The following is a 19,984-nucleotide window of genomic DNA, read 5'->3' as shown; positions in this document are numbered from 1 at the left end:
TGTAGAAATCTATGAGTTTCAAAGTGGAAGAAGATAAAACACAGTAGTTTTAATGTTTTGGAGAGTTATTGAGATATGAAAAAAAGCTGATTTTTAGTGTTGAGAGTGTATTCAAACCATTAGAATTACTTGGTTGTGTGTACTTTTGAAGCAATTTTGTAGCAATAGGTAAATATAACGAATGAAAGGTGATGGTTTTATTGTCTTATCTTGTTGTTGTAGCACATCCAGACGATGAAGTGCTAGGGGCAGGAGCTACAATTTTAAAACTTTCACAAGCTGGTTATGAAGTGAATGTATGTATTTTATCTGGTGAAGTGGAAGTCCGTAATAATAGGCCAACAATAGAATTATTAAATCAAGATATTAATCAAGCTATAAACATTTTAGGTGTGAATAAGGTAATTAAGGGATCATTTCCTAATATAGCCTTCAATACTGTTAAACATTTAGAATTAGTAAAATTTATAGAAAAAGCGATTATAGAAACAGGTGCTGAAGTGGTTTTTACCCATCATCCTGCAGATTTAAATAATGACCATTACCATACTTCTATAGCATGTCAAGCTGCTATAAGACTATTTCAAAGGAGACCAGATGTTAAACCGATTAGGGAATTATTATTCATGGAGGTACCATCAGCTACAGAATGGGCTCTAAATACTAGTACAAGACAGTTTATTCCGAATGTTTTTATAGAAGTGGGAGAGGAAAGAATAGATAAAAAAATCGAAGCCCTTTCTGCTTATCGAGGGGTTATGCGCGATTATCCACACCCAAGGAGTAACGAATCTCTTAAAGGTCTAGCTGCATATAGAGGCAGTCAAGCAGGAGTACGATATGCTGAAGCTTTTGAGAGTGTATTTAGAAGAATTAATACAAATATCTAGTTATGGAGTGAAGTATATGAGAATGGCTTTTGCAACTTGTGTTCAGTTAGGACTAAGTTGTATAGAAGAGATATATAGAATTGGTGGAAAACTTGATTTATTAATTACTTTAAAAGATGAAAAAGCAAAAAACAAGTCGGGTAGAATTTATCTAGATGATTTTTCGAATAAACATAATATACCGTTATTGAAAATTAATAACATTAATGATCGTGAAGTGATTAATGCACTTAAAAAGTACCAAATAGATTGGCTGTTTATTATAGGTTGGTCTCAAATAGCAAAATCAGAATTATTAAAAACTCCTAATCTTGGATGTATTGGTATGCATCCTACATTATTACCAATTGGGAGAGGTAGAGCAGCAGTACCTTGGGCTATATTAAAAGGGTTAGATGAAACAGGTGTTACAATGTTTAAATTAGATGAAGGCGTTGACACTGGACCTATAATTGGTCAGGTAAAGATTCCAATTGAGCCTAAAGAAACTGCTACCACGTTATATAAAAAAGTTAATGATGCACATATTACACTAATATCAAAGTATTGGAATGATATAACAGAAAATAAAGTTGAGATGATTTCTCAAGATGAAGCACTTGCAACCTATTGGCCGGGTAGAAGGCCTGAGGACGGTGAAATAAAAGATGAAATGACAATAAGTGAAGCTGAAAGAATGGTAAGAGCTGTTACTAAACCTTATCCGGGTGCTTTTTATCGCACTACTAATGGAATTATTAGGATATGGACTGCAGAAATTAGTGATTATGTTAAAAACGAATGTGCAGACATAACTATCAAGCTTAAGGATGGGTATTTAATTCCAACTGAATATGAATTTTTTGAGGGTGAAATCAATGAGTAAAATCTGTTTAAATATACAAAAAAGCTTAAAAAGACTTGTAGATATAATTCTTTCCATTTTAGTCCTTATTGTTTTCATTCCGTTTTGGTTGTTGATTGCCATACTTATTAAGTTAGATTCTCCAGGACCAGTACTTTTTATACAAAGGCGTCCAGGTTTAAATACTAAACCATTTAGTGTTTATAAATTTAGAACTATGCGTTTAGGTTCTGAAAAAATGATTAAAGGTAAAGAAGTAATGCTCAATGATGAGCGAATAACACGTATTGGAAAGTTTTTACGTAGATATAAAATTGATGAAATACCTCAGTTGTTAAATGTGTTGAAGGGCGAAATGAGCCTTGTTGGACCTAGACCTGAAAGAATGGACTATCTTCCTGATTATACTGAAGAAGAATTAAAAAGATTTCAAATGAGGCCTGGTTTGACTGGACTTGCACAAGTAAGTGGAAATATTTACATATCCCTTGAAGATAGACATAAGTATGACGTTTATTATGTGGAAAACTTTAGTTTATGGTTAGATTTAAAGATTATAATACGTACAATTGGAGTAATTGTATTTGGAGAACGTAAATTTGTGAGAAATGATTTGTCTAATATAAAAGAAGAGGAAATCAGGTCAAATTAGATTTAAAAAGGGGAATATTTAGTATGAAGATTCTAATAACTGGTAAAAAAAGATTTTTCTAAATATGATATCTTATTTCATGTAGATGTTCAAGGAAAACAACTTTAGATTTTATAAGTGAAAATAAAATATTATCTGTGAGTAAAACACCCCAAAATACAAATATTTAACAGAGTTTACTTTAAAGTTAAGCTTAACATGGTAATATTAAAGGATTCAATTTTCAATATTTTTTAGATCATAATATTTTAAACAGTAAAAGAAGTTTCTTTAAGAATAAGATAGACTTTATATAACAAATTAGTCTTTATGGAGTGATGTCATGAAAAAGATATGGATACTGAATCATTATGCAGTACCACCTCAATTAGGACCTTGGTCGCGTCATTTTAAATTTGCAGAAAACTTAATAAAAAAGGGTTATGAGGTCAAGATTTTTGCAGCTAGTACTATACATAACAGCGATAAGAATTTAATACTAGATTCACGAAAATATTTGTATAAAGAATTCAATGATGTACTTTTTGTCTTTATAAAAGCGTGTAGTTATAAAGGAAATAGTAAGGATAGAATAAAGAACATGTTAGATTATGCGATTGGTTTAATGTCAGTGTCAAAGAAGTTTGATTTAGAAAAACCTGATGTAATATACGCTTCATCAGTACATCCTTTAACATGGCTTGTAGGTTATAGGCTAGCTAAGAGATATAATGCCAAATTCATAGCAGAAACTAGAGATTTATGGCCTGAAACACTTGTTGCAATGCGAAAAATAAAAAGAGATAGTATCCCAGCAAGAATATTATACAAACTAGAAAAGTTTATATATAAAAAAGCTGATAAACTTATTTTCACATTTCCTGGTGGTAAAGATTATGTTGAAAGTATTGGACTAGATTCATCAAAAGTTAGGTATATAAATAATGGTGTAGATTTAGAAGAATTTAATAAAAATAAATTGCAGAATGAGTATATAGATAAAGAATTAGACAACAATGAGAAATTTAATGTAATATATACAGGTTCAATGGGAATAACAAATTCCCTTGGCTATTTAATTAAGTCAGCAAAAATAATTCAAGAAAAGGGAATTAAGGATATTCAATTTATATTATTTGGTGATGGATATCAAAAGCGAGAATTAGAAGAATATGTAAAGAACAACAATGTTAACAATGTAGTATTTAAAGGTAAGGTTGAGAAAAAATATATTCCTAATATATTAAGCAAATCAGATTTAAACATATTTACAGGAAAAAATATAGATTTATATAAATATGGTTTAAGTTTAAATAAGATGTTTGACTACTTTGCATCAGGCAAACCAACTTTATCAAATATAGACTGTGGTTATGATATTTTAAAGCAGTATAATTGTGGAATTACAGTAAAAGGTGGTTCTGCTGAAGCATTAGCAGAAGGAATATTAAAATTTTATAATATGCCAAAAAAAGAGTATGAAACTTATTGTATCAATGCTTTAAAAGCTGCTCGAGATTTTGATTTTAAAATATTAACTGAAAAGTTAGAGAAAGTAATTTTAGAAGATTAATAAACATAAAAGAAGGTGAAATTATGCAAATTCCATTGATAGACCTAAAGAAACAATATGAAATTATAAAGAATGATGCAAACCAAAATGTCTTAGAAATCCTATCAGCAGCAAATTACATAATGGGTGAAAATGTAAAGCAATTTGAAAAAGAAATGTGTCGATATTTAGGATCAAAAAATGCTATATCTGTTGGTAATGGAACTGATGCACTAGTTATAGCATTAAAAGCTCTAGGAATAGGACAAGGAGACGAAGTAATAACATCTCCATTTACATTCTTTGCTACTGCTGAAAGCATATCTGCAGTTGGTGCTACTCCTGTATTTGTAGATGTAAGATTAAATACTTTTAATATTGACCCTAGTAAAATAGAAGAAAAAATTACTTCAAAAACTAAAGCTATTATGCCAGTGCATATTTTTGGACAACCTGCTGATATGGATGAAATTATGGCTATTGCCAAAAAACATAATTTATATGTCATTGAAGATGCTTGTCAAGCTATAGGAGCAGAGTATAAAGGTAAAAAGGTAGGCACTATAGGAGATATTGCATGTTTTTCATTCTTTCCAACAAAAAACCTTGGTTGTGCTGGAGATGGAGGAATGATAGTAACTAATAATGAGAATTTTGCAACTATATGTAAAGCATTAAGGACTCATGGCAGTGGTGTTGATGGGAAAAAAGCCTATAATTTACTCAATAATATAGATGAAAATATGGAAGAAGATAATTGTATCGATAATACTATATATAACCCATTTAAATACTATAACTACATTATAGGCCATAATTCTAGATTAGATGAAATACAAGCAGCTATATTAAGAGTAAAATTAAAAGAACTAGATAAATGGAATGATTTAAGAAGAGAACACGTAAAGTTTTATAATGAAAATTTAAAAGACACAAAATTTATAACTCCTTTTGAAGAAAGAAATGTAAAACATGTATACCATATGTATATACTTCAATCAGAAAGAAGAGCTGATGTAGTAAGTTATTTAAAAGAAAAAGGTATAGCTACAGGGATATATTATCCTGTTCCATTGCATCTTCAAAAAGCTTATAAGGGATTAGGATATGAACTAGGGGATATGCCAAATGCAGAATATTTGTCAGAAAGAACATTTGCTATTCCAGTTTATCCAGAATTAAGCAAAGAGCAAAGAGAATATATAGTAAATTCTTTGGTGGATTATAAATAACGCTTAACAGAAGGAGGAGATTATGCAATGTTAGGCAAAACTATTAATGAAATTAATATCGGAGATAGTGCGTCGTTTCAAAAAACCATTTCGGAAACTGATGTTTACCTTTTTGCAGGGATTACTGGAGATATTAATCCAGCACATTTAAATGATGTAGAAGCCAAAAAAACTATTTTTGGAGAAAGAATAGCACATGGTATGTTAACAGCAAGTTTGATATCTGCAGTTTTGGGAGTTCAATTACCTGGCCCAGGAACAATATATTTGGGTCAAGATTTGAAATTTAAAGCCCCTGTCAAATTTGGAGATACTATCAAAGCTACTGTTAAAGTAATAGAAATAATAAAAGAAAAAAACATTATAAAACTTGATACAACTTGTACGAATCAAGAAGGAAAAGTTGTAGTTGAAGGATTAGCGATTGTAATGCCACCAAAGGAGCGTGTTTAGAATGAGGAAAATGAGTTTAAAATCGATTTGTAATAACAATACAGAGTGGTTACTAAAATCTAATTGTGAATTTGATACATTAGGTATGGCTACATCTAAATATCCAGATAAAAAAGTTTTGAGTTTTATTTCTGATGAAAAATATTTTAATTCAATTATAAATAATAAAGATATTGTTGGAATAATATGTACTGAAGAAATATACAAAAGATACGATGAATTGAAAAATTATGGCGTTATTATTGCCAAAGACCCGAAAAGAGCATTTTTTGAGATACATAATATGTTAGCAAAAACAGAATTTTATTGGAAAAAATTCAAAAACAAAATTAGCGAAACTTCAGATGTGTCTAATGATGCTATTATTGGGGAGCACAGTATTGAAATCGGAGATAATTGTATTATAGAACCAGGAGTAGTAATACATCCAGGCACAATAATAGGAGATAATGTTATTATTAGATCTGGTTCTCAGATTGGAACTAGTGGATTTCAATTTATTAAAGTTAAAAATGATGTAATTCCAGTTACAACTGCTGGTAGGGTTATTATTAGAGACAATGTAGAAATTCAACATAATTGTTGTATAGATCGTGGAGTTCTTGGTGGAGATACTGTATTAGACTATAATGTAAAATTAGATAATTTTGTACATATTGCGCACGATGATTACATTGGAGAGAGAACCTTTATAACTGCAGGGGTTAAGTTATCTGGACGTGTAGTTGTAGGTAAGGATTGCTGGCTAGGTGTAAATGCAACAGTTTCTAATGGAATAAATATTGGTGATAATTGTAGGATAAGTTTAGGCTCTGTAGTAACTAAAGATGTACCTTCAGGGACTACAGTTACTGGTAATTTTGCGATTGAACATTCTAAATTCATAGAATTTATTAAATCAATAAGATAAGGGTGGTGTAAATTTTGAAAACTTATAAAGAAGTATTATTAGATAAAATTTATAACAAAACTGCTTTAGTAGCTGTAATAGGGCTTGGTTATGTAGGTCTACCATTAGCAGTTGAAAAAGCGAAGGCGGGTTATAAAACAGTAGGTTTTGATATACAGAAATCAAAAGTTGATATGGTAAATCAAGGACATAATTATATAGGTGATGTAGTAGATTCTGAATTAAAAGATTTAGTAAGTAAAGGATTATTATCTGCAACTACTGATTTTTCTATTGTAAAAGATGCAGATTTTATAGCAATATGTGTACCTACGCCTTTAGATGAGTATCAACAACCAGATATAAGTTACGTTAAAAATTCTGCAATAGAAATATCAAAGTATCTTAAAAAAGGTTCTATTGTAGTATTGGAAAGCACTACATATCCAGGAACAACAGAAGAACTACTTCTTCCTATATTAGAAAAAGGTTCAGGATTAAAATGTGGACAAGATTTCTTTTTAGCCTTTTCTCCTGAAAGGGTAGATCCAGGCAACCTAATTTATAAAACAAAAAATACTCCTAAAGTAGTAGGTGGAGTAGGGAAAGATTCAACAGAAATTGCAGCTACTATGTATAGGAATGTACTTGAAGGCGAAGTATTTGAAGTGTCTTCACCCAAAGTAGCTGAAATGGAAAAAATACTTGAAAATACATATAGAAATATAAATATTGGGCTAGCAAATGAAATGGCTATAATTTGTCATAGGATGGGAATTAATGTATGGGAAGTTATTGAAGCGGCGAAGACAAAACCTTATGGCTTCCAAGCTTTCTATCCAGGTCCAGGACTTGGAGGTCATTGTATACCATTAGATCCATACTATCTTACATGGAAAGCTAGAGAATATGATTATCATACAAGACTTATAGAAATTTCAGGAGAGATAAATAACTATATGCCAGAGTATGTAGTAGAAAGAAGTAGTAAAATACTTAATAGATTCAACAAACCGCTTAATGGCTCTAAAATACTCATACTAGGAGTAGCATATAAACAGGATATAGATGATTATAGAGAAAGTCCAGCTTTAAAGGTTATTCATAATTTTGAAAGAGAAGGATGTATTGTAGATTATTATGATCCTTATATTGAAAATTACAAATTTAAAGGCAAGACAAAACATGGTATAAAAGAACTTAATAAAGAGGCATTACAAGGTGCTGATTTAGTTGTAATTACTACTGCACACACTAAAGTTGATTATGATTTTGTACAGGCTAATTCTCAATATATATTTGATACAAAAAATGCTATGAAAAATGTAAAAAATAGAGAAAATATAGAGTTATTGTAATGGGGTGGAGCAAATGTCAAAACTTAAATTTACGATTATTGGGTGTGGAAGAATATCTTATAAACATGTTGAAGCTTTGATAAATAATAAGGATGATGCAGAACTTGTAGCGTTATGCGATATAGTTGAAGAAAAGGCGATTGAAAGAAAAAAACAATATGAAAACGTAATAAAGAATGCAAATGTAAAGGTTTATACAGATTATATAAAAATGTTAGAAAAAGAAAATATTGATGTAGTTGCTATAGCAACAGAAAGTGGTTATCATGCAAAACATGCTATAGATTGTTTAAATGCAGGCAAACATGTTTTGGTAGAAAAACCTATGGCTTTATCTTCTGCTGATGCAGATGAAATGATTAAATTAGCTAAAAAGAAAAATCTAAAGCTTGGAGTGTGTCATCAAAACAGATTCAATCCACCAATACAAAAATTAAGGAGAGCTATAGAAGAAGGAAGATTTGGTAAAATTGTAAACGGAACAGCTAGAATACTTTGGAATAGAAATGATGATTATTACAAACAAGCACCATGGAGAGGGACTAAGGCACTAGACGGTGGAACTCTAATGAACCAATGTATACATAATATTGATCTTCTTCAATGGATGATGGGTTCAGAAGTAGAAAGAGTGTATGCAGAAAGAGGAACATTTTTAAGAAACATAGAAATGGAAGACTTTGGTGCAATACTTATACGATTTAAAAATGGCTCTATTGGGATAGTAGAAGGAAGTGCCTGTGTATATCCAAAGAACTTAGAAGAAACTTTAAGTATATTTGGAGAAAAAGGAACAGTAGTTATAGGTGGTTTGGCAGTTAACGAAATAAAAACTTGGATATTTGAAGATCAGAGAGATTATGATAAAGAAGATGATAGTACAGAGATAGATAGTGTCTATGGAAAAGGACATACTCCACTTTATAAAGACTTTATAGATGCAATAAATAATAATAGAGAACCGCTGATAAGTGGAGAAGAAGGTAGAAAGGCAATGGAGATTGTTTTGAAGGCGTATAAGTATTAAAATAAAAGACTATAAGAAAGTTGTGAAATGGACATGAAGAAAATTAAAATGATTCTTACTAATAGTTTTCATCCAGATGTAAGGGTATATAAAGAGGCAAAATATCTAGTTTCCAAAGGCTTTGATGTTGAAATATTATGTTGGGATAGAGAGAATGAATATAAAAATAGAGAAATAGAAGAAATTGAAGGAATAAAAATTAAAAGGTTTTTTCCTTATGCAAAATATGGAACGGGGTATAAACAAATTATACCATATATAAAGTTTATAAAAGAATGTAAAAACTATTTAAAGGATAAAGAATATAATTATCTGCACTGCCATGATTTAGATGGAGTAATAGCTGGATATTTTTGTATGCATAAAAATTGTAAACTAATATTTGATATGCATGAATTTTATGAAGGACAAAGTCGAAAGCAAAAAATAAAATTTATAATAAGAAGACTTGTTAATTTATTGCAAGATAAATCACATTTTATAATCTATGTGAATAAAATTCAAATGACTACTATGAAACAAGAAAATAGGAATAAATTAATTTATTTGCCAAACTATCCAGAGTCACAAAATTATATTGGGTGTACGAAAGCACAATCAGATAAATTAAGAATAGCTTACATAGGTGCTGTAAGGCAATATAATGAATTAAAAAATTTAATGGATGCATGCAATAATATAGAAGGGGTAGAAGTAGCTATACATGGAACAGGAGGTGCATATAGCAAATTAAAAGAAATAGAAAGTAATTATAATAATGCCAATATAACTGGATTGTATCATTTTTCACAAAGTGTGAAATTGTATAGTCAAGCAGATATACTATATGTTGTATATGATATAAAAATTAATAATTGGAAAGTATCATATCCCGTAAAGTTTTTCGAGGCAATAATAACCAAAACACCTATTATTGTTAGCAGAGGTTCAGTGCTTGAAGAATTTTTAAAAGAAAATGATATAGGATTTGTAGTTGATGGTAGTAATGTTGAAGAGATTAGAGAATTAATAAGTTATATTAATAACAATAGACATTTACTTAATGAAAAAATGAGGAATATAGAAAAGATACAATTTCATTATATTTGGGAAAAGGTGGTAAAAAATTTAGATGAAATATTTAGATAAGAGAACTGAATATTAAGAAACTTATAAAAAGTTTTATCTTAATAGTATTTTGAACGGATAGGACTATTAATTACAATGGAAAAAATATAATTATAATACAGAGATATGGGTAAAATGGCATATAAGACAAAGGTTTATACTTTTTGATTGTAATAGCATGCATGTTAAGCTTTTGCATCATTCTTTGCACTTTTGTAAGCTCACTGTATGTTCTTTTTCAGAAAGAATATGGTGAAATCTTTAGTGTATTGTACCTAGATTTAGTATAAATTTAATAAATAACTTTCTTTAATATTTTTTTCTAGTTTGCGTTTAGTATAGGTATGAGATAAAGTATTATAATAAGAGTTGTAAGGTGTTTCTATTACCTTAACATGGTACTTATGGTATGTTCTTCACAAAGAAGTTCATGCCTTTGTAAAAAAACTACAATACGAAATGGATTCATTCCGGAACAAAATACATGCACCAATGGAATATTACGAATACTTGAAGAAGGCAGATGTAAAAGTAAAGATAACCCTGTAATGAAGGTCTGGGGAAACGCCCCCTTGTTATTGGGGACATCCATAATAGCTAAAAAGGGGCATACTCTAAAATGATTTGGCCTACCCTTTGAGCTAGAAAATCGTGGATGTGGAGGCTCAATGTCAAGGGCAGACCAGCGAATAAATAAAACCTTAAGGGAAAGCTTGAAGAACTATGTAATTTTAAGAAAACTTAAGATAGTTGTTCAATGATAGGAGGAAGTTCGTGTTTTGAGAATATTGTTATAGTTTTTTTAGAACTTCATTTTTCTCTTGTTAACATGCTATTTGTTTTTGTAATGCTTCTATATCAATTAAATTAGTCGCTTTACCATTCAACAACGATATAGGTGAAAACTTCTTAATTCGTTTATAGATGGTATCCACAGAAATACAATATTCGGTGATTAATTCTTTAATATAACTACCAGAATGAAAAAAATGACTATAGTATCTTTAAAATATTGATTCAAACTCTTTTGTTTTTCTTATGGATATATCCTTTCAGTTATTACTTTATTGAATTAACTGATTTATATCTATAAAACTATACTAACACCAGATATTTTCTAAGATGGATATAGAAATTATATTTGAGTTTTTAAGATCCAGTTAGGGACGAGGACTATTAATCTACAGTAAAAAAATGGGTTAATGAGGAGATGTTATGAATATTATTAAAATTAAAAATAAAAATTTTAACATATTTATTTTATTATTAATATATAAGCTAATATTAGATTTTGTGTATGTTAAATTTGTTAATAAGTTATATCATTATATGGGATTTGTTTTAGATTTTAATATATATAAATATATTATTAGTTTTTTATGGTTTGTATCAATTTTTACAGTTTTGCCAAAAGATAATACAAAGCCCTCATCTATTTTTTTACAATTACACTTTATTATTATGATTATGCCAATGTTTACAACATATTCTTTTGCTAATGAATCTAATATATTTTTAACACTAAGTTGTATTTGCTTTATTTTAGAGTGTCAAATATTAAGAATCATTCCAAGTATAAAACTAAGAAAAATCAAAAACTCATATATTATATTATACTGGGTTATTGCTATAATTTCTGTGTTTGTATATATTTCTATGATTAAGGCAAATGGGATTCCTACACTAAAAGCCTTAAATTTAAGTAGAGTTTATGAAGTAAGATCAATAGTTAAATATCCATTTTTAATGGAATACTTAGTTTCATGGCAAGCTAAAATTATAAATCCCTTTTTAATAACTATTTCTTATATCAACAAAAATAAAAAGCTATTAGCTATTTCAGTTGTTTTGCAATTATTAATTTACTTGATAACTGCTCTTAAAGCATTTTTGTTTATACCATTAGCTATAATAATAGTTATCAAAATTTTAGAGAGAGATTATTTTTTAAGTAAGATATCTTTGTTAGCACCAATAGGAGTATTACTTGCATTTATGACATATAAATTATTTGGCCATATAATGTTTCCATCATTAATAATTAGGAGATTATTATTTGTACCTTCTCAATTAAAGTTTTTCTACTTTGATTTTTTTTCAAAAAATGAATTATTGCATTTTTCTGAGGGCGTTATAGGAAAAATAATTGGGACAAGTTCACCTTATGCAATTAAAACGGCTAACATGATAGGATATATGTATTTTGGTAATATTGAAAACAATGCTAACACAGGATATTTAGCAGATGCTTATGCAAATATGGGTATATTAGGTATGTTTGTTTTTTCTATACTATTTTCAATGATTCTAATTTTAATAAATTCTTTTAGTAAGAATATTAAGAAAGAATTAGTGATTGGGTTGTCTCTCTTTTCTATATTAGCATTAAACGATTCCGCTTTATTAACTACATTGCTAACAGGTGGATTATTATTATTACTATTGTTACTATATCTATATACAAATCATGAGAATGATAGAATAAAAAGCTTGAATAATAATGGACGCAAATGATAATAAAGCAAGATATTAAAGAGGTAAACTAAATGAAGAAAACAGCAATAATTTTAATGATATTAACTATATTTTCAAAAATATTTGGATTTGCTAGGGATATTACGTTATCATATTTTTATGGTGCATCTAATATTAGTGATGCCTATTTAATATCTATAACCATACCTATGGTTATATTTTCCTTTATAGGGACAGGTATAGCTACAGGTTATATTCCCATGTACAGCAAAATAGAAAATAGTAGTGGAATAGTAGAAGCTAACATATACACTAACAATTTGGTAAATGTATTAATTGTTATGTGTACTTTCATAGTTATTTTAGGATTTTTATTTACAAATCAAATAGTGAAATTATTTGCTTCGGGATTTGAAGGAGATACTTTAGTTCTAGCAGTTAAATTTACGAAAATAAGTTTGCTAGGCATATATTTCACAGGGGTTGTATATATTTTTAAAGGGTTTCTTCAAATAAAAGGGAATTACACCATACCAGCATTGGTAGGTTTCCCTCTCAATTTTATTATAATATTATCAATATTTATTAGTTCTAAAACAAATATTTTAGTATTATCAATAGGTAGTGTAATAGCTATTGCGTCTCAATTAATTTTAGTATTACCATCTGCATATAAAAAAGGATATAAATACGAATTTATCTTAAATATTAAAGATGAACATATAAAAGATATGGCGTATATAGCTCTTCCTGTAATAATTGGAGTATCAGTAAATCAGATAAATATTTTAGTAGATAGAACCTTGGCTTCCCAAATAGCTATAGGAGGAATTTCAGCCCTTAATTATGCCAATAGACTTAATGGATTTGTTCAAGGTATATTTGTTATATCTATCGCAACTGTAATGTACCCTATGATTTCAAAAATGGCAGTAGAAAACAATATGATTGGACTTAAAAAAACTCTATCAGAAGCTATAAGTTCTATTAACTTATTAGTCCTACCAGCTACAGTAGGAGCGATGATATTTGCAGAGCCTATAGTTAGATTACTATTTGGAAGAGGGGCTTTCGATGCAAATGCTATATCTATGACTTCCTATGCTTTATTCTTTTATTCCATAGGCATGGTTAGTTTTGGTTTAAGGGAAGTTTTATCAAGGGCTTTTTATGCTATGCAAGATACTAAAACACCTATGATTAATGCAGCTATAGCTATGGTTATGAACATTATTTTAAATATTATTTTATCCAAATTTTTAGGCATAGGTGGTCTAGCATTTGCTACTAGTATATCAGCTATATTTTGTACAGTATTACTATTTATAAGCCTAAGAAAGAAAATAGGTTCATTTGGCATGAAGAGCATAATTATTTCTTTCATAAAAATCCTATGTGCTTCATTAGTTATGGGGGTAATAGCTAAAGTTTCTTATAATATTTTACTTAATAGTATAAATGCTAATTTATCTTTAATCATTTCAATAGGTATTGGAGCAGTAATACATTTTATTATCATTTATTTTATGAAGATAGAAGAAGTTGATACAATGGTGAGTACGCTAAAAAAGAAATTGAAAAAAGTGTAGCAAATACTTAAATATAAAGAAACAATTTAATCATATAGTAATGGAATATGTCAATTATGGAATGTATGAAGTGCTAGGGTTTGTAAGAAAAAGTCCTTATTCATAAATAAAGTGGCTAAAGAGTTTAAAGATTAGGTTTTTTAAAAAACCAAATTATAAAGGGGTCTTAGCTATGCAAAAAAAATTAAGAACCATATATTTAATTACAATAGACATGTTTTTAATTAATTTAGCTTTTTATCTGGCTTTCTACTTAAGGTTTGATGGAGTTTTACCACCTGAACACTTTCATAAGTATTTAGATAATATTTTGGCTATAACTACTATTAAAATAATTGTGTTTTACTACTTTAAACTTTATAAAAATCTATGGAAGTATGCTAGTATAGAAGAACTTGTTCAAATAGTAGTAGCAACAGTAGTAGCTAACGCTGCAATATTAAGTTATCTATTCATAAAACAGGCTCATTTACCAAGAAGCATATATATACTTGTAACTATGATTGATATGATGTTAATTGGTGGAGTTCGTTTTAGTTATAGAGCATTAAGAAGGGTAAAGAATAGAGATTTTAAAATAAGTAGTAATGAAAAAAGGGTTATGATTATTGGTGCAGGCGATGCTGGAGCAATGGTTATAAAAGAGTTAAAGAATCATAAAGATTTAAACAGTAAACCAGTTGCTGTAATCGATGATGATGAAAAAAAAGAAGGGCAAAGAATAAATGGTGTTCCAGTTTTAGGCCAAAGATGGGATATAGTGAGTGTAGCTAGAAAGAAAAAGATTGATGAAATAATAATTGCTATTCCATCTGCTAGTAAAAAGGATATTAGAGAGATTGTTGAAGAATGTAAAAGAACGAAATGTAAACTTAAGATACTTCCTGGAATGTTTGAACTTATTGATGGTAAAGTTACTATAAATGATATAAGAGATGTTCAAATAGAAGATTTATTAGGTAGAGAACAAGTCAAATTAAATATTGAAGAGATAAGTGGCTATTTGAGAAATAAAAAAGTATTAGTTACTGGTGGTGGAGGTTCTATTGGTTCAGAACTGTGTAGACAGATAGCTAAGTTTAAACCTAGTGAACTTATTATTCTAGATATATATGAGAATAATGCTTACGATTTACAAAATGAATTAAAAAGGAAATATAAGGATTTAAACTTAAAGGTAGTTATCGCTTCTATTCGAGAAAAAGAAAGGATAGAAGAGGTTATGGATAAGTTTAGACCAGATGTTGTATTCCATGCTGCAGCTCATAAACATGTGCCATTGATGGAGGATAATCCAAAAGAAGCTGTTAAGAACAATGTTTTTGGCACACTAAATGTTGCTCAAGCAGCGGACAAGTATGGAGTTAAGAAATTTGTTTTGATTTCTACTGATAAAGCTGTTAATCCTACGAATGTAATGGGAGCAACAAAGAGAATATGTGAAATGATAGTTCAATCTATAGACAAGGTTAGTAAAACTGAGTTTGTGGCAGTAAGATTTGGAAACGTATTAGGTAGTAATGGTAGTGTTATACCTTTATTTAAAAAACAAATCGCGGAAGGCGGCCCTGTTACTGTAACTCATCCAGAGATTATAAGATATTTTATGACTATTCCAGAGGCAGCACAACTTGTTATCCAAGCAGGTGCTATGGCACAAGGTGGAGAAATATTTGTATTGGATATGGGTGAACCAGTTAAAATTGTAGATTTAGCAAGAGATTTAATAAAATTATCAGGTTTTGAACCAGATGTAGATATACCTATAGAGTTTATAGGTTTAAGACCAGGTGAAAAGTTATATGAAGAGTTGCTATTAGATGAAGAAGGAATAACATCCACAAGACATGAGAAAATATTTATTGGTAAGCCTATATTTAATGATTATAAGTTATTGATGAAAAAACTTGAGAATTTAAGAAAAACATTAAATACTTACAGTAACGAAGAGTTAAAAGAATATTTAACTGAATTAGTTCCTACATATAGAAGAGATAGTTACATAGATGATATTAACAACAATGAAGTTGCATTTGAAATAGCAGTTGGTCATTCAAAGTAATTTATAAAAAATAAAGTTTAATAAAATAAAAATAACTAAACAAAACTCTGGTATTTACTAGGGTTTTGTTTAGTTTATTATTAAAAGTAATCCACTTATTAAAACTGGTATTAGTAATGTTATAGAAGCTATTATCAAGCTGTTTCTTTCCTTTACAGTTAATATTTCACTTGCTTCATAATATCCATTTCTTTTTTTTCTTTTCATTAATTTTGCCATAGCTGAAACTAAATTCGACATAATACGCCCCCCTTTATTCATATAATAGCATAATTTGTAAAAGTTATAAATAGTAAAATAGTCCCTTTAGAAAATTTTTCATGTTAATTATGTGACAAGCGTCGACAAAGTTAGACAAAAATTTACCTTAAATAAATATAATACCCATATTTCCTATATTAGTGTTGAATTACCAATGTTTGTATAGTATAATATTCGTGTGTGCTTGTACAATAAGTAAAAGTAAGTTCTACAATAGGAGGTATCAGTCATGGAAGAAATTGAATTAAGGGAGTATTTTTTTATTTTATGGAAAAGAGCGTGGTTAATCGCACTCATAACAATTTTATCTGTCGTTACTAGTGGAATTATAAGTTATTTTGTATTAGAGCCTGAGTATCAGACTTTTGCTACTCTTATGGTTGGCAAACCTAAAAATAGTGAAGATACAATACAATATTCTGATGTACTTTTAAATCAAAAATTAGTAACTACATATGGTGAAATAGCAAAGAGTAGAGTCGTATCTAAGGAAGTTATAAAAAATCTTAAGTTAAACTTAGCACCTGAAGAACTAAGAAAAAAAATCAATGTTACTTTAGTCAGAGATACAGAAATTATTAAAATAGAGGTTACTGATAAAGACCCTGAGCTTGCAGCTAAAATTGCTAATGAGCTTTCTAATGTTTTTATGAAACATGTAGTTAAAATAATGAAGATAGAAAATGTTCAAGTTATAGATAGAGCAGAAGTTCCTATAAATCCAGTAAAACCTAAGCCTAAGCTGAATATGGCTATTGCTGGAGTTTTAGGCATTATGATAAGTATTTTTATAATTTTCTTTATTGAATATCTTGATAATACAATAAAGACTCCAGAGGATGTAGAAAGATATTTAGACTTGCCTGTTATAGGTATAATACCCGATATTTCTAAGTAAAAACAAAAGGCAATGGAACTTACAAGAGGTTAAAGGAGGTTATTTTGTGGACCAAATAAGACTTGTAACTCAAGAAAATCCTAAATCTCCAGTGGCAGAAGCGTTTAGGACATTGAGAACAAATATTCAGTTTTCAAATGTAGATAAGGAATTAAAAAGTATACTTATAACTAGTCCAGGACCAGGCGAGGGTAAGAGTACAACTATAGTTAATTTAGCTGTAACTATGGCTCAAAATGATAAACGAGTTTTACTTATAGATTGTGACCTTAGAAAGCCTAGAATACATAAAAACTTTGGAATTTCAAATAGTAAAGGGCTGACAACAATCTTATCAGAAAATATAGATTATAAGGAAATATTACATTCTATAGGTATTGGATTACAATTAGATGTATTGACTTCAGGACCTATTCCGCCAAATCCTTCTGAACTTTTAGGTACTAAGAAGATGAAGGCATTTTTAGAAAAGGTTGAAGCAGATTACGATATAGTACTTATAGATTCACCACCTGTTGGTATGGTAACAGATGCAGCTGTATTATCTACAATTACAGATGGGGTTATTTTAGTTTGTGCAGCTGGTCAGTCTATTATAGAAGGTGCTAAGAATGCCAAGGCATTATTACAGAAGGTAAAAGCAAATATTTTAGGCGTAGTATTGACAAAAGTTCCTATTGGAGATGGAAAGTATTATAAATATCATTATTACAGCTATTATTATGATTATTTTAACGATGAAAATAATGAAGAAAAAGGAAGGAGAAGAAAGAAGGCTGAAGCAAATGCATGATATTCATAGTCATATATTGCCTAGTGTTGATGATGGAGCTAAGCATATTGAAGAAGCAGTAGAAATGGCTAGGATAGCAGAAGCTAATGGAGTAAAAACAATTTTTGCTACACCACACTACATAGAAGGCGAAGGGTATAAAAATACAGAGCATAATAAAAAAGTGTTAGATAGATTAAATGAAGCATTAAAGGTAGAAAACATAGGGGTAAAGGTACTTCTGGGTAATGAAGTATTTATTACCCCTGATATAGTAAAGCTTCTTGAAGAAGGTGAAGTTTCTACATTAAATAATTCAAGATATTTACTTGTAGAACTACCTATGTTTAATATGCCTATTTATACAGAAGATATAATATATGAACTTAGATTAAAAGGAATAGTTCCAATTATTGCTCATCCTGAAAGAAATACAAAGATTATGGAAGATCCTAATATATTGTATGAGTTTATTAAGTTAGGAGCACTAGCGCAGCTTAATCTTACTAGTTTAATTGGATATTATGGGGAATCAGTAAAAAAGACTGCAGAAATTTTGTTAAAGCATGAAATGATTCATTTTATGGGGACAGATTCACATTCACATAAAAGTAGAGCATTAAATATAACACAGGGAATAGAAGTAATGTCTAAAATAGTAGGCTATCATAAGGTAGATGAGATAATAAATAAAAATCCGTTGGCAATATTAAATGATGAAGAGATAAATATTAACGAACCTAAACGCTATGTTCGTAAGGGAAAGATTAGATCAATTTTAGAAGCAATTGTTGGAAGGTAATGTTTGAAGGGGGAAGGGTTTTATGAAAAGGATTATATCTTTCTTTTTATTTTTTTTACTTTTAATCACAATATTTAACAGTAATGCAATTATTTATGCTGAAAGTGAACTAGATACAAATGCACTACAATTATTTTTTAATAAGCTTGCAAAGATGAGTGAAGCAAAAAGGGAATTTGGAGCTCTAATTTTAGAAGAGTATATTTATGACGGTGACCAAGGTATTGAGGATTTAAAAAATGTTATTGACATACTTATAACTGAAGAACAAAAAAAGGTGTTAGAGCAATATGGATATACAGTTGATGATCTAAAAAGAGAGTTAGATAGACTTAAAAAATGGAGCTTAGACGACAAAAAGAAATTAGTACAGTATATAAAAGATGGCAATATTACTGAGTTAGAAGCACTTATTTTAAAATATGAAGCTGTAAAGGTTAAAGAAGATAAAAATATAAATTCAGATGCATCTAATATAGAAAAAGAGGAAGAGTTATCAACTAATGAATCAGATAATGAAGTATTGGTCGAAGTTAAATTTACAGATATTGATAATAACTGGGCTAAAGATGATATTGTATTTTTAGCTCAGAGAGAAATTATAAAAGGTAAATCTGAGGAAATATTTGACCCTCAAGGTTATATTTCTAGAGCAGAGTTTATATCTTTAATTGTAAGATTATTTGATTTAAAGCCACTTAGTGAAGAGTTTAATTTTGATGATGTCAATATAGACGATTGGTATTATGAGAGTGTTAAAGCTGCTTATCAAAACGGAATAATAAATGGCATTAGTGAAAATATATTTTCACCTAATCAAAATATTTCAAGAGAGCAAGTTGTTGCAATTATTATAAGGATTTTAGAAAAAGAAAAACTACTTTCAAAACTAGAAACTGTAAATAGAGACTTGGGCTTATATACTGATAAAAATGAAATTTCACCATGGGCAGTTGAAACTATGGCAAAGGCATTAAGATATGGACTTATTTCTGGAAGGACAAATAGTATTTTAGCGCCTAGAGACTATACAACTAGAGCTGAAGCAGCTAAATTAATTAAGAAATTATATGATATTTTAAATAATTAAATTTTTAATAGATTTCAATCGAAAGGGGGTTTTTAAAGAGGGTACATTTTAT

18 protein-coding genes are annotated in these 19,984 nt (G+C 29.1%); 17 read left to right on the top strand and 1 reads right to left on the bottom strand.

Features of this window, described 5'->3' with window-relative positions; genetic code table 11:
• Window positions 1–191: 191 nt before the first annotated feature.
• The 13 genes from TR13x_RS04620 to TR13x_RS04555 all read left to right on the top strand — a co-directional run bounded on the left by TR13x_RS04620 (window position 192) and on the right by TR13x_RS04555 (window position 16,109).
• Window positions 192–890, top strand: coding sequence for a PIG-L deacetylase family protein (locus TR13x_RS04620; protein WP_242851718.1), 699 nt, complete (start codon window positions 192–194; stop codon window positions 888–890).
• Window positions 841–1,755: a formyltransferase family protein gene (locus TR13x_RS04615; RefSeq protein ID WP_242851717.1), complete on the top strand. Its 915-nt coding sequence runs from the start codon at window positions 841–843 to the stop codon at window positions 1,753–1,755. The genes TR13x_RS04620 and TR13x_RS04615 overlap by 50 nt, the downstream gene beginning before the upstream one ends.
• Window positions 1,748–2,386, top strand: a complete 639-nt coding sequence (locus TR13x_RS04610; RefSeq protein WP_054870733.1) for a sugar transferase — start codon at window positions 1,748–1,750, stop codon at window positions 2,384–2,386. Before TR13x_RS04615 ends, TR13x_RS04610 begins: the two co-directional genes overlap by 8 nt.
• Window positions 2,387–2,708: 322 nt before the next feature.
• The gene (locus TR13x_RS04605) at window positions 2,709–3,938 is read left to right on the top strand and encodes a glycosyltransferase family 4 protein (protein ID WP_054870732.1); all 1,230 of its coding nucleotides are present in this window, start codon (window positions 2,709–2,711) and stop codon (window positions 3,936–3,938) included.
• A gap of 23 nt (window positions 3,939–3,961) precedes the next feature.
• Window positions 3,962–5,149 (top strand): DegT/DnrJ/EryC1/StrS aminotransferase family protein, encoded by a 1,188-nt coding sequence (locus TR13x_RS04600; RefSeq protein WP_054870731.1) that lies wholly within the window; start codon window positions 3,962–3,964, stop codon window positions 5,147–5,149.
• A 27-nt stretch (window positions 5,150–5,176) separates the two neighbouring features.
• On the top strand, window positions 5,177–5,602 hold the full coding sequence (locus TR13x_RS04595) for a MaoC family dehydratase (RefSeq protein WP_054870730.1): 426 nt from the start codon (window positions 5,177–5,179) through the stop codon (window positions 5,600–5,602).
• Between the two features lies 1 nt (window position 5,603).
• A complete protein-coding gene (locus tag TR13x_RS04590; protein ID WP_054870729.1) occupies window positions 5,604–6,512 on the top strand; it encodes a UDP-3-O-(3-hydroxymyristoyl)glucosamine N-acyltransferase in 909 nt (302 codons plus the stop codon).
• A gap of 14 nt (window positions 6,513–6,526) precedes the next feature.
• Entirely contained in the window at window positions 6,527–7,849 is a 1,323-nt protein-coding gene (locus TR13x_RS04585) for a nucleotide sugar dehydrogenase (protein ID WP_054870728.1), read from the top strand.
• A gap of 13 nt (window positions 7,850–7,862) precedes the next feature.
• Complete coding sequence (locus TR13x_RS04580) at window positions 7,863–8,876, top strand: Gfo/Idh/MocA family protein (protein ID WP_082394789.1); 1,014 nt, start codon at window positions 7,863–7,865, stop codon at window positions 8,874–8,876.
• Between the two features lie 27 nt (window positions 8,877–8,903).
• Entirely contained in the window at window positions 8,904–10,004 is a 1,101-nt protein-coding gene (locus TR13x_RS04575) for a glycosyltransferase (protein ID WP_054870727.1), read from the top strand.
• 1,194 nt (window positions 10,005–11,198) lie between these two features.
• Complete coding sequence (locus TR13x_RS04565; RefSeq protein ID WP_054870725.1) at window positions 11,199–12,497, top strand: O-antigen polymerase; 1,299 nt, start codon at window positions 11,199–11,201, stop codon at window positions 12,495–12,497.
• Between the two features lie 32 nt (window positions 12,498–12,529).
• Window positions 12,530–14,047 carry a murein biosynthesis integral membrane protein MurJ gene (gene murJ / locus TR13x_RS04560; RefSeq protein ID WP_054870724.1) on the top strand — a complete coding sequence of 506 codons (1,518 nt, stop codon included), beginning with the start codon at window positions 12,530–12,532 and terminating at the stop codon, window positions 14,045–14,047.
• 172 nt (window positions 14,048–14,219) lie between these two features.
• Window positions 14,220–16,109 (top strand): nucleoside-diphosphate sugar epimerase/dehydratase, encoded by a 1,890-nt coding sequence (locus TR13x_RS04555; RefSeq protein ID WP_054870723.1) that lies wholly within the window; start codon window positions 14,220–14,222, stop codon window positions 16,107–16,109.
• 69 nt (window positions 16,110–16,178) lie between these two features.
• Here TR13x_RS04555 and TR13x_RS11145 read toward each other — a convergent pair whose 3' ends face one another.
• Window positions 16,179–16,349, bottom strand: coding sequence for a hypothetical protein (locus TR13x_RS11145; RefSeq protein ID WP_161802930.1), 171 nt, complete (start codon window positions 16,347–16,349; stop codon window positions 16,179–16,181).
• Between the two features lie 250 nt (window positions 16,350–16,599).
• Here TR13x_RS11145 and TR13x_RS04550 point away from each other — a divergent pair, with 250 nt between their 5' ends.
• Genes TR13x_RS04550 through TR13x_RS04535 form a run of 4 tightly spaced genes read left to right on the top strand, consistent with a single transcriptional unit; the run spans window position 16,600 to window position 19,932 of the window.
• Entirely contained in the window at window positions 16,600–17,268 is a 669-nt protein-coding gene (locus tag TR13x_RS04550; RefSeq protein WP_054870722.1) for a YveK family protein, read from the top strand.
• A gap of 46 nt (window positions 17,269–17,314) precedes the next feature.
• Window positions 17,315–18,061, top strand: coding sequence for a CpsD/CapB family tyrosine-protein kinase (locus tag TR13x_RS04545; RefSeq protein WP_054870721.1), 747 nt, complete (start codon window positions 17,315–17,317; stop codon window positions 18,059–18,061).
• Window positions 18,015–18,842: a tyrosine-protein phosphatase gene (locus TR13x_RS04540; RefSeq protein ID WP_152912113.1), complete on the top strand. Its 828-nt coding sequence runs from the start codon at window positions 18,015–18,017 to the stop codon at window positions 18,840–18,842. The genes TR13x_RS04545 and TR13x_RS04540 overlap by 47 nt, the downstream gene beginning before the upstream one ends.
• Window positions 18,843–18,864: 22 nt before the next feature.
• Window positions 18,865–19,932 (top strand): S-layer homology domain-containing protein, encoded by a 1,068-nt coding sequence (locus TR13x_RS04535; protein WP_054870719.1) that lies wholly within the window; start codon window positions 18,865–18,867, stop codon window positions 19,930–19,932.
• Window positions 19,933–19,984: the final 52 nt, after the last annotated feature.

The sequence above is a fragment of the Caloranaerobacter sp. TR13 genome, from assembly GCF_001316435.1.
Lineage (GTDB): Bacteria > Bacillota > Clostridia > Tissierellales > Thermohalobacteraceae > Caloranaerobacter.
Note: the sequence above shows the minus strand (reverse complement) of the source record. Positions and strands in the feature narration are given on the sequence as shown.